The sequence below is a fragment of the Nocardia miyunensis NBRC 108239 genome (assembly GCF_001613065.1).
GTDB classification, from domain to species: Bacteria; Actinomycetota; Actinomycetes; order Mycobacteriales; family Mycobacteriaceae; genus Nocardia; species Nocardia miyunensis.
Genome location: NZ_BDBQ01000039.1, coordinates 24,026 through 37,728, shown reverse-complemented (window position 1 = coordinate 37,728; position 13,703 = coordinate 24,026). Strand labels below are relative to the sequence as shown.

10 protein-coding genes are annotated in these 13,703 nt (G+C 68.3%); 3 read left to right on the top strand and 7 right to left on the bottom strand.

Annotated elements, in window-relative coordinates; all coding sequences use genetic code 11:
• Positions 1-133: 133 nt before the first annotated feature.
• Positions 134-691, bottom strand: coding sequence for a 16S rRNA (guanine(966)-N(2))-methyltransferase RsmD (gene rsmD, locus NM2_RS16540; protein WP_067669506.1), 558 nt, complete (start codon positions 689-691; stop codon positions 134-136).
• A 25-nt stretch (positions 692-716) separates the two neighbouring features.
• On the bottom strand, positions 717-4,121 hold the full coding sequence (locus NM2_RS16535; protein ID WP_067669504.1) for a pyruvate carboxylase: 3,405 nt from the start codon (positions 4,119-4,121) through the stop codon (positions 717-719).
• A gap of 354 nt (positions 4,122-4,475) precedes the next feature.
• On the opposite strand from NM2_RS16535, the gene NM2_RS16530 reads away from it, so the two are divergent.
• Complete coding sequence (locus tag NM2_RS16530; RefSeq protein ID WP_067669502.1) at positions 4,476-5,948, top strand: short-chain fatty acyl-CoA regulator family protein; 1,473 nt, start codon at positions 4,476-4,478, stop codon at positions 5,946-5,948.
• Positions 5,949-6,021: 73 nt separating this feature from the next.
• Here NM2_RS16530 and NM2_RS52585 read toward each other — a convergent pair whose 3' ends face one another.
• The 3 genes from NM2_RS52585 to NM2_RS16515 form a co-directional block, all read right to left on the bottom strand.
• Positions 6,022-6,936, bottom strand: coding sequence for an EamA family transporter (locus NM2_RS52585; RefSeq protein ID WP_281182446.1), 915 nt, complete (start codon positions 6,934-6,936; stop codon positions 6,022-6,024).
• 394 nt (positions 6,937-7,330) lie between these two features.
• Complete coding sequence (gene recG / locus NM2_RS16520) at positions 7,331-9,598, bottom strand: ATP-dependent DNA helicase RecG (protein WP_067669499.1); 2,268 nt, start codon at positions 9,596-9,598, stop codon at positions 7,331-7,333.
• A gap of 2 nt (positions 9,599-9,600) precedes the next feature.
• Positions 9,601-11,409 carry a DAK2 domain-containing protein gene (locus NM2_RS16515; RefSeq protein WP_067669497.1) on the bottom strand — a complete coding sequence of 603 codons (1,809 nt, stop codon included), beginning with the start codon at positions 11,407-11,409 and terminating at the stop codon, positions 9,601-9,603.
• 451 nt (positions 11,410-11,860) lie between these two features.
• Between NM2_RS16515 and rpmB the strand changes: the two genes are divergently transcribed.
• Positions 11,861-12,052, top strand: a complete 192-nt coding sequence (gene rpmB, locus NM2_RS16510) for a 50S ribosomal protein L28 (RefSeq protein ID WP_011210730.1) — start codon at positions 11,861-11,863, stop codon at positions 12,050-12,052.
• Between the two features lie 79 nt (positions 12,053-12,131).
• Entirely contained in the window at positions 12,132-12,656 is a 525-nt protein-coding gene (locus tag NM2_RS16505; RefSeq protein WP_067669495.1) for a GNAT family N-acetyltransferase, read from the top strand.
• 40 nt (positions 12,657-12,696) lie between these two features.
• Here the strand turns inward: NM2_RS16505 and NM2_RS16500 are convergent, their stop codons facing one another.
• Together NM2_RS16500 and NM2_RS16495 are read right to left on the bottom strand one after the other, a co-directional pair.
• Positions 12,697-12,966 (bottom strand): hypothetical protein, encoded by a 270-nt coding sequence (locus tag NM2_RS16500; RefSeq protein WP_067669493.1) that lies wholly within the window; start codon positions 12,964-12,966, stop codon positions 12,697-12,699.
• Positions 12,967-13,002: 36 nt separating this feature from the next.
• A complete protein-coding gene (locus NM2_RS16495) occupies positions 13,003-13,680 on the bottom strand; it encodes a uracil-DNA glycosylase (protein WP_067669491.1) in 678 nt (225 codons plus the stop codon).
• Positions 13,681-13,703 lie beyond the last annotated feature (23 nt).

Below are 13,703 nucleotides of genomic sequence, written 5' to 3'. Positions count from 1 at the left end.
ATGCGAACGCCGATTCCGTCAGCCGGGATCGGCACTCGTCTGCCACTCGCACGTGGCGCTTGCCGCGACGACACGTGTTCCTACGACGTCGTATCCGGGCTGATGAGATCGACTCGGGGGTCACCCGGACAGCTCACGGTTCGTAGTCGGCGGACTCGATGCGGGTTTCGCCGTAGCGACGGGGGCGGTGTGGGGAAAAGCCTGCGGGCCAGGAGGTTTCGGGAGAACGGGTGGCGCGTTCCACGACGACGAGGGCGTCGGGGTGGAGCCAGCCGTTGGTGACGAGTGCGGTCAGGTCGGCGGTTATCCGGTCGCCCTCCAGGGCGTACGGCGGATCGGACAGGACCAGGTCGTACGGTTCGGGCGGGGTGGTGGACAGTACGGAAGATACTGTGCCGATACGCAATTCGCCGCCGGGCAGCCCCAGATCGGCGATATTGCCGCGGACCACCGATGCGGCCTTGCGATCGGACTCGACCAGCAGGGCGTGGGATGCGCCGCGGGACAACGACTCCAGTCCCAGCGCGCCCGAGCCCGCGTAGAGGTCGAGCACCCGAATTCCGTCGAAATCCATTCGGGCGCAAAGCATGCTGAACAACGCCTCACGAACCCGATCCGACGTCGGCCGAGTCCCGGCGGGCGGCACCCGCAAACGCCGCCCGCCGGCCGACCCGGCCACGATCCGAGTCACCGGGACGCACCCCGCCGACGCTGGTTCACTCCGCGGCGGTCTCGTTCACGCGGACGTTCACCAGCAGGTCGCCGCCCTCCACCTGCTGCACCCGGCCGATGGCGACGCGGGCCACGGTGCCCGCGCGGGGAGCGGTGATGGCGGCCTCCATCTTCATCGCCTCGATGGTGCCGATGGTGTCACCCGCGGAGATGGTGTCGCCCTCGGAGACGACCAGGGTGACCACACCCGCGAAGGGTGCGGCGATATGCCCCGGGTCCGACTTGTCGGCCTTCTCCGCGGCGGGAACCTCGCTGGCGATCGAGCGGTCGCGCACCTGGACCGGGCGCAACTGGCCGTTCAGGATGCACATCACCGTGCGCATACCGCGCTCGTCGGGTTCGGAGATCGCCTCGAGGCCGATGAGCAGCGTGACGCCCTTCTCCAGCTGGACCCGATGCTCCTCGCCGTGTCGCAGACCGTAGAAGTACTGGTTCGTGGACAGGCCCGACGTATCGCCGAATTTCTCGCGGTGCTCCAGGAATTCGGCTGTCGGACCGGGAAACAGCAAGCGGTTCAACGTCCCTCGACGCAGCGCCGAATCGCCGTTCAGCCCGGCCTCCTCCTGCGCGGTGAGTTCGGTCTCCGGTTTGGCCGGTCCGCGACCGGCCAGCGCGCGACTGCGGAACGGCTCGGGCCATCCGCCCGCGGGCGTGCCGAGTTCCCCACGCAGGAAACCGATCACCGAATCGGGAATGTCGTAGCGGCCGGGATCGGCGGCGAAGTCGTCGACCGTCACCCCGGAACCGACCAGCGACAGCGCCAGATCGCCGACCACCTTCGAGGACGGGGTCACCTTCACCAGGCGGCCCAGGAGCCGGTCCGCCGCAGCGTATTTCGCCTCCACCTCCTCGAACCGATCGCCCAGGCCCAGCGCGATGGCCTGCTGCCGCAGATTCGACAGCTGGCCGCCCGGGATCTCGTGCTCGTATACGCGCCCGGTAGGACTGGGCAGCCCGGATTCGAAGGGCGCGTAGCCCTTTCGCAACGCCTCCCAGTACGGCTCCAGATCACACACGTTCTGCAGGTTGATCCCGCTGTCGTACGGCGAATTCGCCGACGCGGCGACGATCGCCGACAACGCGGGCTGCGAGGTGGTCCCGGCCATCGGCGCACTCGCGCCGTCCACCGCATCGGCCCCGGCCTGCCAGGCGGCCAGATACGTCGCCAGCTGCCCGCCCGGAGTGTCGTGCGTATGCACGTGCACCGGCAGATCGAAATTGCTGCGCAACGCCGTGACCAGGGCGTGCGCCGCGGGTGCGCGCAGCAACCCGGCCATGTCCTTGATGGCGATGATGTGCGCGCCCGCCTCGACGATCTGCTCGGCCAACTTCAGGTAGTAGTCCAGGGTGTACAGATCCTCGTTCGGATCCGACAGGTCACCGGTATAGGACAACGCGACTTCCGCGATCGTGGTCCCGGTCTCGCGCACCGCGTCGATCGCCGGACGCATCTGATCGACGTTGTTCAACGCGTCGAAGATCCGGAAGATATCGATACCGGTCTCGGCGGCCTCGGAAACGAATGCGCGCGTTACCTTTTCCGGATACGGCGTGTACCCGACCGTATTGCGGCCACGCAACAGCATCTGCAGATTGATGTTCGGCACGGCCTCGCGCAACGCCGCCAAGCGATCCCACGGATCCTCGTGCAGGAACCGCAACGCCACGTCGTACGTTGCCCCGCCCCAACATTCGATCGACAGCAACTCCGGCGTCATCCGCGCCACATGCCCGGCGACCTGCAGCAGACTGCTGGTACGCACGCGGGTGGCCAGCAGCGACTGATGCGCATCACGGAAGGTGGTGTCGGTCACCGCGATTCCGCTCTGCTGCCGCAGCGCCTGCGCGAAACCCTCGGGGCCCAACTTCAACAGCCGCTGCCGCGAACCGTCCGGCGGCGGCACGGTCAGATCCAGCGCGGGCAGCTTGTCCTGCGGGTAGACCGCCGTGGGCCGATCACCGTGCGGCTTGTTGACGGTGATGTCGGCCAGATAGTTCAGGATCTTGGTACCGCGGTCCGCTGAACCGCGCTGGGTCAGCAGATGCGGCCGCTCGTCGATGAACGAGGTGGTGATCCGCCCGGCCCGGAAATCCGGATCGTCCAGAACCGCTTGCAGGAACGGGATGTTCGTCGTCACGCCGCGAATCCGGAATTCGGCGACCGCCCGTCGCGCCCGTGCCACGGCCGTGGCGAAATCCCTTCCGCGACAGGTGAGTTTGACCAGCATCGAGTCGAAATGCGCGGCGACCTCGGCGCCAAGATTGGCACCGCCGTCCAGCCGGATACCGCTGCCGCCGGGACTGCGGTACGCGGTGATCCGCCCGGTGTCGGGCCGGAATCCGTTGGCCGGATCCTCGGTCGTGATCCGGCACTGCAATGCCGCGCCGTGAATACTGATCGAATCCTGGCTCAGGCCGAGCGATTCCAGGGTTTCCCCCGCCGCGATGCGCAGCTGCGCGGCGACCAGATCGACATCGGTGATCTCCTCGGTCACCGTATGTTCCACCTGGATACGGGGATTCATCTCGATGAAGACGTGATTGCCGCGCTCGTCCAGCAGAAATTCCACGGTACCCGCGCAGCTGTAACCGATCTGCCGGGCGAAGGCCACAGCATCGGCGCAGATGCGCTCGCGCAGTGCGGGATCCAGGTTCGGCGCGGGCGCGAGTTCGATGACCTTCTGATGCCGCCGCTGCAGCGAACAGTCGCGCTCGAACAGGTGGATCACACCGCCGCGCCCGTCGGCCAGGATCTGCACCTCGATATGGCGGGGATTGATCACCGCCTGCTCGAGGAACACCGTCGGATCGCCGAAGGCCGATTCGGCCTCGCGAGCGGCCGCTTCGATGGCCTCGCGCAACTGGGCGCGATCCGCGACCCGCCGCATACCGCGCCCGCCACCGCCCGCGACGGCCTTGACGAAGATCGGGAATTCCATCGTCTCCGCCGCGGCCAGCAGTTCGGAAACATCCGAGGACGGCTCGCTCGAGGACAGCACCGGCAGACCGGCCGCTCGTGCGGCGGCAATCGCACGGGCCTTGTTACCGGTCAGTTCGAGTACATCGGACGAGGGGCCGATGAAGGTGATGCCCTCACGTGCGCACGCCGCGGCCAGATCGGGATTCTCCGACAGGAATCCGTATCCGGGATAGATCGCATCGGCCCCGGCCGTCTTGGCGGCTTTGATGATTTCCGGGATCGACAGGTAGGCCCGGACCGGGTGGCCGGGCACGCCGATCTGATAAGCCTCGTCGGCCTTGAGCCGGTGTACCGAGTTGCGATCCTCGTAGGGAAATACCGCGACGGTCCCGACGCCGAGTTCGTAGGCGGCACGGAACGCCCGAATGGCGATTTCCCCGCGGTTGGCGACGAGCACTTTGGAGAACATCCGATAAAGGTACCTGCCCGAATATGGGCCTGCGCAAACTGTAACAGGTTCGACCGAACGCTCACCGGGGCCGGATACGGCCGGTGCGCGACCCGACATCGCGACGATACGTCACTGTGCATCGACCGAATGCGAGTCCGGAATCATCCGGACAACGCGAGCGGATCGGTCGCGGCGGGACGAGAGGTACCGGCGGCACGGCTCATCATCGGTTACCTTCACCGAAAGGCGCGTCGGCCCAGGACCGGCGCCGGTATGCGGCCACTTCCCGCGCCTGGTCGACCACGCCGGATTCGCACACTACGCATCGGTAATATCGGCCGAAGTCGCGGGCACGGCAGATTGCCGGCAGACATGGCCGAAGATGTTGCAACGATTGCGAATGTCGTGGGTACCATCTTGCACGTGCGCAAGATGTATGCGGGTGCCCGACTCCGGCGATTGCGCGAGGAACGGCGGATGACGCAAGCCGCCCTGGCAAAGTCCCTCGAGCTCTCGCCCAGCTATCTCAATCAGCTCGAGCGCGACCAGCGGCCGCTCACCATTCCCGTTCTGCTGAAACTGAATTCGACCTTCGATCTTGATGTGCAGTTCTTCGCCGCGGACTCCGACGCGCGCCTGGTCTCGGATCTGCACGAGGTTCTGGTCGAAGCCGCCGGCGGCACCGCACCGCCCGCCGCCGAGGTCGAGGATCTGGCCACCCGCCTGCCCGAGGTCGCCAAGACCATCGTCGCCATGCATCGCCGCCTGCGCGCGGCCACCGATCAGCTCGATCTGCTCTCCTCCAAGGTCGCCACCCCGACCGGTGCGCCCGGGGTGCCGATGCCCTACGAGGATGTGCGCGACTTCTTCTACGACCACCACAATCACATCGCCCAGCTGGATCTGGCCGCCGAGCAGCTGTTCGAGGAATCCAACCTGACGATCGGCTCCCTGGATCGCCAGCTGGCCCGCGTCGCGGAGGAACGTGCGCGGGTGACCGTGCTGGTCCGCGGCGACGGGGCCGATCCGGCCATACCCAAACGGCATTACGATCCGGACAGCCGCACCCTCACCCTGGCACGACGGCTGCGTCCGGGACAGCGCGCCTTCCAGATCGCCACGACGCTGGCGTTCCTGCTGTACGGGCCGCTGCTGGACGAGGTGATCGCCGGGACGCCCTCGCTGACCGGCGAATCACGCGCACTGGCCCGGGTCGGGCTGGCCAACTACTTCGCCGGTGCACTGGTACTTCCGTACGGAAAATTTCTGCGCTCGGCCGAAGAACTGCGCTATGACATAGATCTCCTCGGACTGCGCTTCGAGGTGGGCTTCGAAACCGTCTGCCATCGCCTGAGCACCCTGCAGCGGCAGGGACAGCGCGGTGTGCCGTTCTTCTTCGTGCGCACCGATCGCGCCGGGAACATCTCCAAACGACAGTCCGCGACCGCGTTCCACTTCTCCCGCGTCGGCGGCAGCTGCCCGCTGTGGGTGGTGCACGAGGCGTTCGCGAATCCGGGCCGGGTGCTCACCCAGGTCGCCGCGATGCCCGACGGCCGCCGCTATCTCTGGGTGGCGCGCACCACCCAGCCCGCACCGCGCGGATTCAGCACGGCCACCAAGGAATTCGCCATCGGCCTCGGCTGCGATATCGAATACGCCGACCGGCTGGTCTACTCGCACGGGCTGCAACTGGACGACCCGTCGGCCGCGGTCCCGATCGGTGCGGGCTGCAAGGTGTGCGAGCGTTCCTCCTGCCCGCAGCGCGCCTTCCCGCAGATCGGCAGGCCGCTGGCGGTCACCGAGACCACGTCGGTCGACCTGCCCTATCCGCGCGCGATCCGCTGACGACCGGCTCACGCCCTTTCACCGACGCTCGGCTCCAGCATGCGCACCGTTCCGACGTTCACCGCGCACGCCCTCAGACGTGATCTCCCCGCCCGGTGCGTGTCGCGCCCGCCGACGCCGCCACGACGCACGCGATCCCGCCCCACTGCGGCAGGCTCATCTGCTGGCCCAGCACGAGTAATCCGGCCATGGCCGCGACGGCGGGTTCGAGACTCATCAGCACTCCGAACACCCGCGGCGGAATCCGGCGCAGCGCCTCGAGCTCGACCGAATACGGCAGCACCGAGGACAGCATCGCGACTCCGAAACCGGCCGCCAGCACCGACGGATGCAGCAGCGCGGTCCCCGCACCCGCGATGCCCACCGGCGCCATGAGCACTCCGCCGAACGCCATCGCCACCGCCAATCCCCCACCGCCGCTTGTCTTCTCGCCGAGTTTCGCACCGAGCAGGATGTAACCGGCCCAGCAGGTCGCCGCCCCCAGCGCCAGCAGCACACCCAGCCAGGGCACATGCCCGGCCGCCCTCGTCAGCAACAGCACCCCGGCCCCGGCCAGAACCGCCCACACCGGATCGATCCAGCGCCGCGAGCCGGCCAGGGCCACCGCCAGCGGACCCAGGAATTCGAGGGTCACGGCCATGCCGAGCGGAATACGATCGATCGCCTCGTAAAAGGACAGGTTCATCAGCGCCAGTACCGCGCCGTATCCGAGGACGACCGGCAGCGCCCGACGTTCGATCCGCAACGAGGAACGCCAGAACACCAGCAGGACGACCCCGGCGAAGAACAGCCGCAGGCTCACCGCACCGGCGGGGCCCGTCGCGGCGAACAATTCGGTGGCCAGCGCCGCACCCACCTGCACGCTGACGATGCCCGCCAGCACCAGCAACGTCGGCGGCATCCCGCCGATGCCCTGCCACACCGGCACCCGCGAGAACAACTGCGGTATCGCGCCCCTGCGCACCCGCCCGAAATCTATCGCGACCACAGAACCGCCGCTCCTTTCCTTTACAACGCCCGCACCCCGCCGACGCCCGCGCGCATCCAGGGTCGGCCGTCCCGCTGACGCCCGCGCCCGGCCGAGTCTCCAACGCTTACGCCCACCGCCCCCGCCCGACCGAAGCATTTCGCCGTCGGAGCATCTCACCCGCACGGACATGTTCCCGACCCGGCTCGTCACTCGCACACCGGCCCGGCCCCGCCAGATCACCGCGAATCGAGCCCACCACCCGCACACCCACCCGGCCGAACCAGATCACCACAGCCAAGCCTCGCCACATACACCCCGACCCAGTTGGGACACCGCGACGGACTCACCGCTCGCACCCGCCGAACCGGAACGAGTCACCACCGGGTGACACCGCCGCCCGGGCCGGACCCGACTACGACTTGGCCAGGTACTCCAGGCGTTCGCCGTCGACCGCCGCGCGCATCATCGTCGCCAGGCCGGGATGACGCGCCAGTCCCGGATCCGATTCGACGATCTCACGAGCGAGCTCCTGCGCGGCGCTGATCACCTCGAGATCGTCGAGCAGCGACAGCAGGCGCAGCGACCGCGCGGTGCCGGACTGGGCCGAGCCGAGGACGTCGCCCTCCCGGCGCTGGCGCAGATCCAGTACCGACAATTCGAATCCGTCCAGGGTGCCCGCGACCGCCTCGAGCCGGGCCATCGCCGTACCCATCGGGGAGGTCTCGGTGATCAGCAGGCACAGTCCGGGATGCTTGCCGCGCCCGACGCGGCCGCGCAGCTGATGCAGCTGGCTCACGCCGAAGCGGTCGGCGTCCACGATCACCATGACCGTCGCGTTGGGCACGTCCACGCCCACCTCGACGACGGTGGTGCACACCAGCACATCGATCTCACCGTCGTTGAACGCGCGCATGACCGCGTCCTTCTCGTCGCTCGGCAGCCGCCCGTGCAGCAGCCCGACCCGCAGGCCCGCCAGCGCACCGGCCGAGAGCGTCTCGTAGACGTCCCGGGCCGCATGTGTGGTCGGCCCCTCCTTCTCCTCCTCCGGTTTCGCCTTGCGCCCCTTGGCCTTCGGCTTGTCCTCCTCCTCGCCGATCCGCGAGCACACCACGTAGGCCTGACGGCCCTGCCCGACCTCCTCGCGGATCCGCTCCCAGGCCCGGTCCACCCATTTCGGATGCATTCTGGCGGGCACCACCCGGGTGGTGATGGGTGAGCGTCCGCGCGGCAGTTCGGTCAGTGTCGAGGTCTCCAGATCGCCCAGGGTGGTCATGGCGATGGTGCGCGGGATCGGGGTCGCGGTCATCACCAGCAGATGCGGACTGACGCCCGGTGCGGCCTTGGCGCGCAACGCATCCCGCTGCTCCACGCCGAAGCGGTGCTGTTCGTCGACGATCACCATGCCCAGGTCGAGGAATTCGACGTTGTCCTGGATCAGCGCGTGCGTGCCGATGACGATTCCGGCCTCGCCGGTCACCGCGTCCAGCAGCGCGGCCTTCTTCGCACTCGCGGACATCGAGCCGGTCATCAGCACGACCTTGGTGGCATCGTCCGCCGCGCCCAGCTCGCCGGCCGTGCCGAGCTCGCCGAGCATCCCGCGCAACGACCGATAGTGCTGGGCGGCAAGCACTTCGGTGGGTGCGAGCAGCGCACACTGCTGCCCGGCGTCGACGACCTGCAGCATCGCGTGCAGGGCGACGATGGTCTTGCCGGAACCGACCTCACCCTGCAGCAGCCGGTGCATCGGGTGCGGGCGGGACAGATCCTCGGAGATCTCCGTGATCACCTGCTGCTGTCCCGCGGTGAGCTCGAACGGCAGGCGCTTGTCGAATTCCGTTGCGATACCGCCGGTCCGGGGCGGGCAGGGTTTGGCGGCACGGCCCTCGGCATCGTGCTTGCGTTCGGCCAGGACCAGCTGTAGGGCCAGCGCCTCGTCGAAACGCAAACGCTCCCTTGCCTGTTCGATATCGGACTTGCGTTCGGGCAGGTGGATCAGGCGCAGCGCGTCCGAGACCGCGAGCAGTTCGCGTTCGGCCCGAAGATTCTGCGGCAGTGGATCATCGATCGGATCCAGCTGATCGAGCACCTGCCGCACGCAGGCGAGCAGATCCCAGCTCTGCACCTTCGCCGTCGCCGGGTAGACCGGGATGTACTCGCGCTCGAAGAACGAGACATCAACGCCTTGTTCGCCTTTCGCGCTCTGCGCCAGTCCGCGCAGATCGCCGCTGCCGCGCACCGCGGTGAGATTCTCCACCGACTCCCCGGCCTCGGGCAGGATCAGGTACGAGGGGTGCGACAGATTCCAGCGGTCCGGCCGCCACCAGTGCACGGTGCCCGACATCATCGCTCGCACACCCTGTTTCACCAGATAGCTCACCTTGTCACCGTTGAAGAAGGTGATCTCGACCGGTTTCGCGGACCCGGCGTCGAGTTCGACCTTCAACAACCGGCCGCGGCGGTTCTTCATCGGCCGCAGTTCGGTTTTCGTGACCACGCCGACGAGGGTCAGGTGCGCGCCCTCCTCCGGGGCCTCCTCGCTCAGCGGCTGGCCCTGTGTGGCATACCGCAGCGGATAGTGCCGCAGCAGATCCTCGACCGTCTGCATGTCGAAGGCGTCAGCCAGTGAGTCGGCCGCCTTCACCCCGAGCACGTGATCGAGCCGGTCCCGCAGTGTCGCCATGGTTATTCCACCCCGATCTGCACCAGATCCACGGGCTGACCGCCGCTGTAGGCGACCACCTCGACCCCGGGAAATGTCGCTGTGATGTGTTCGGCCAGATCTTCGCCAAGCTCGTCCGGTGCGTCCGCGCCCAGCAGCAGGGTGACCAGTTCGCCGCCGAGGCCGAGCATCCGATCCAGCAGGGTGCGGGCCGCGGCGCGCGGCTCGGGATCGATGACCACGACATCGTTGCCGACCAGGCCGAGTCCGTCACCGCGGGCACAGGTGCCCACGATGGTCAGCGCCCGCTCGCGGGCGACGCGCAGCGCACCCCAGCGGGTGGCCGCCGCCGCCTCGGACATGGCGAACGCGTCGTCCACGGCGATCCGGCCGCCGTCGTGCACGGCCAGCGCCGCCATGCCCTGCACCATCGATCCGCTCGGCAGCATCAACACCTCCCGGGGTACGGCCCCGTTGCGGGCGGCCATACCGACCGCGACCAATTCGTGTGCGGCCAGCGCACCGTTCGGCAGCACCAGCACCTCGCGCTGCGGCATGCGCCGGATCGCGGCGAGCAGTACGTCGGCGGTGACCTCGCCGTCCAGCACCGTCGCTCCGGAATCCTCGAACAGCCGCGCGGCACCCGCGCCCGCCGCGACCGCGAGGATGCCGCGATCGGAAGATCCTTGCGCGGCAAGCGGATTCACCATCAATCCCTCGATGCGAATCCGGCTCAGCGTGCCCGCGGCCAGCCCCGCCTCCACGGCCGCGCCCGCATCCGCGCAGTGCACGTGCGCCGACCAGCCGTCCTCGTCGTCGCCCACCACGACCACCGAATCACCCAGGCGCGCAAGACTTTCGCGCAATACATCGATGCGCGGGCCGGTCGTCCCGGACAGCAGGTACATCACCTCGTACTGCGGCGCCACCGGATCGCCCGGCACCGAATGATCTTGCCGCACGGCAGGTTCGGGCACATCCGACACCGTGTTCGATCGATACTCCTGCCGTGCCGGAGCCTGTCCGGTGATCACCGCCACCAGCGCGTCCAGCACCACCAGCAGCCCACGTGCCCCGGCATCCACCACACCCGCCGCGCGCAGCACCCCCAACTGCGAGGGCGTATCACCCAACGCCTTGCACGCGCCGTCCGCGGCCGCCCGAGCCACCTCCCCCAACTCGGTCTCCGGACAGTCCGCCGCCCGATCCGCGGCCGCCTCCAGCACGCTGAGCATCGTGCCCTCGACGGGGTCGCTCAACGCCGCACGCACCAGAACCGCCGCCCGCCGCAGCGCCTCCCGCAAGTTCCGCGCGGTCACCGGCCCGCTGGGCACCGCAACCGCAAGCCCCCGCAACACCTGGGACAGGATGATCCCGGAATTCCCCCGCGCCCCGGCCGTCCCCGCACGGGCCATCGTGGCAAGGACCTCGCCCGCATCACCGTCGATCGGGTCACCACGACCCGCACCGGCCATCGCGACCGGAGCCTCACCCGCATCACCGTCGGGCCAACCGCCACTCTCGACGACTCCGCCATTGCCGCCGCTCGCATCGGTGCGACCCGCGTCGTCGCTGTCCACCGCGCTGCCTGTTGATTCGGGATCGGCTTCATCCGGCCGTGCGTCTGCGGCACCCAGCGCATCCTGGGCGGCGGTGACCGCGGCGCGCATGGTGGCCAGGAGGTTGGTTCCGGTGTCCGCGTCGGCCACCGGGAATACGTTCAGCGCGTTGATCTCGTCGCGGTGGCGCTCCAGGCCCATCAGGCAGAGCTGTCCCCACCGGACCATCGCGGACCCATCGAGCACCTCCCGGACCCCGGGCACCGTCACCATCCTTCCGCTCCCAGCTGCGACCACGATCTCGGCGACCACCCAGATCCATCGCCAGCGTAATCACCCACACCGACACCGCATCGCCACGGCGGCAATCCTTCACGTCGCCATGCCGGAACAGTTGCCGTCTGTGACGGCCTGCCGGACTTCGCCTCGTCAAGCGGTCATGCGCCCACTCGCTCGCGAGTCCGGCCCGGTCACCGAACCTTCACACCGCTCGGGCCTCCGGTCGGTCCGGCCGGCCATTCGTGCGCCGACCAGCCCGGTACCGAGCCGTCGGGGGCGATTGGACATCGCTCGTCACCGACGGCTACTCTTGCAGGGTTGCCTCACGCGGCCGTCGGTCGGTCGCGTCGCCGACGCCCTCGTCGGCAGGCATTGGACGATACGTTTCCGGATCGGCTGTCTGCGATGACAGCAATCCGAACATGACATGAAGGAGCTCGCGACTATGGCTGCCGTCTGCGACGTCTGCGCCAAGGGCCCCGGCTTCGGTAAGTCGGTTTCGCACTCGCACCGGCGCACCAACCGTCGCTGGAACCCGAACATCCAGACCGTTCGCGCGCAGGTTGCCCCCGGCAACACCCGCCGTATGAACGTCTGCACCTCCTGCCTGAAGGCGGGCAAGGTCGTTCGCGGCTGAGCTGCACGAACCGTTCGTCGACGCCCCGGCACCCGATGAGGGTGGTCCGGGGTGTCGTCGTTTACACACAGGTGCCGAGATGACATCCGACCACACCTGGCACGTCACCCCGCTGCGCGCCGAACACTGCCACAGCCTCGCCGAATGCCATATCGGCTGCTGGCGTGAGGCCTATCGGGGGCTGATCCCGGACCACGTCCTGGACGCCTTCGACATCGAACGCCGGGCCGAACAGTGGGAACGCATCCGGGCCGCGACGCGGCCCCCGGATGCGATACGCGTCGCCCTCGTCGACGACGCGGTCGTCGGCTTCGCCGGCATCCGCGCGATCGACAAAACCGGCGACACGCCCGCCGAACGGGAATTGTCCGCGATGTACGTCCGGGCCGCGTGGTACGGCACCGGACTCGCACACGATCTGATGCGCGAAGTCCTGGACACCCGCAGGGATACCTTCCTGTGGGTGTTCGAGGAGAATCCCCGCGCTCAGAGCTTCTATCGCAAGTACGGTTTCGAACTCGACGGCGCTCGACGAGTCGAACGCTTCTCCCCCAGTATCGAAGTCCGGATGCTGCGCCCAGCCGATGCGGCCCCGGCCCGCTAGGGCGGACCCGCACCGGGGGGCGCGGCGCTACCGACCGGAATTACCTACCGCCGCCCAGGCACTGCACATTCGCGCTGATGCTCTGGAGGGCGCACAGGCCGAACGCGTTCACATTCGACGACAGCGAGGCGGAACCCGTCTGCGGGTCGTACAGCGCCAGCACCGGCGCGGCCTGCTCAGGATTCGCGGGTGCGGCCGGAACCTGCTCCAGCGGAATGGTCTTGGCCTGTGCTGCCGCAACCGGCGCCCCCAGGATGGCCGCACCGGCAGCGACGGTCACGATGGCACCGCGCACGGACTTGATCTGCATGCATCTGCTCCTACTGTGATGAGTTAGAACACCCGGTCACGGCAGGCGCCAGTCGACCGGGGCGGCCCCCAATGTACCGAGCAATTCGTTGGTACGGGAGAACGGCTGGGATCCGAAGAATCCACGGGAGGCCGACAGCGGTGAGGGATGGGCCGATTCGATGGACGGCACCGCGCCGAGCATCGGCTTGAGGGTGGACGCATCCCGGCCCCACAGAATCGCCACCAGCGGCTGCTCACGCGCCACGAGCGCGCGAATCGCCTGCTCGGTCACCGCTTCCCAGCCCTTGCCGCGATGCGAGGCGGGCTGACCGGGCGAGACGGTGAGCACCCTGTTGAGCATCAGCACACCCTGATCCGACCACGGCGACAGGTCACCGCAGGACGGCGTCGGAAATCCCAGATCCCGGGAGTACTCGGAGAATATGTTGGCCAGGCTGCGCGGCACCGGCGAGACATCGGGTGCGACCGAAAAGCTCAGGCCCATCGCATGTCCCGGCGTCGGATAGGGATCCTGGCCGACGATCAGCACCCGCACCTTGTCCAGTGGACGCTGGAACGCGCGCAGCACGTTCTCGCCCTTCGGCAGGTAGCCGCGTCCGGCGTTGTTCTCCGCGCGCAGGAATTCACCCATGGCCGCAATTCGGTCGGCCACCGGCGCCAATGCCTCGGCCCAGCCCGAATCAATGATCTCCGACAGTGGTTTCGCACCCATGTCGGACAAACTTAGTGTGGCCC

Bases quoted from the DNA above. Each gene is read 5' to 3' on its own strand.
- recG (WP_067669499.1), bottom strand. From the start codon at position 9,598: ATGGCGACACTGCGGGACCGGCTCGATCACGTGCTCGGGGTGAAGGCG.
- NM2_RS16505 (WP_067669495.1), top strand. From the start codon at position 12,132: ATGACATCCGACCACACCTGGCACGTCACCCCGCTGCGCGCCGAACAC.
- NM2_RS16495 (WP_067669491.1), bottom strand. From the start codon at position 13,680: ATGGGTGCGAAACCACTGTCGGAGATCATTGATTCGGGCTGGGCCGAG.
- NM2_RS16535 (WP_067669504.1), bottom strand. From the start codon at position 4,121: ATGTTCTCCAAAGTGCTCGTCGCCAACCGCGGGGAAATCGCCATTCGG.
- NM2_RS16500 (WP_067669493.1), bottom strand. From the start codon at position 12,966: ATGCAGATCAAGTCCGTGCGCGGTGCCATCGTGACCGTCGCTGCCGGT.
- rpmB (WP_011210730.1), top strand. From the start codon at position 11,861: ATGGCTGCCGTCTGCGACGTCTGCGCCAAGGGCCCCGGCTTCGGTAAG.
- NM2_RS16530 (WP_067669502.1), top strand. From the start codon at position 4,476: ATGGCCGAAGATGTTGCAACGATTGCGAATGTCGTGGGTACCATCTTG.
- NM2_RS16515 (WP_067669497.1), bottom strand. From the start codon at position 11,409: ATGGTGACGGTGCCCGGGGTCCGGGAGGTGCTCGATGGGTCCGCGATG.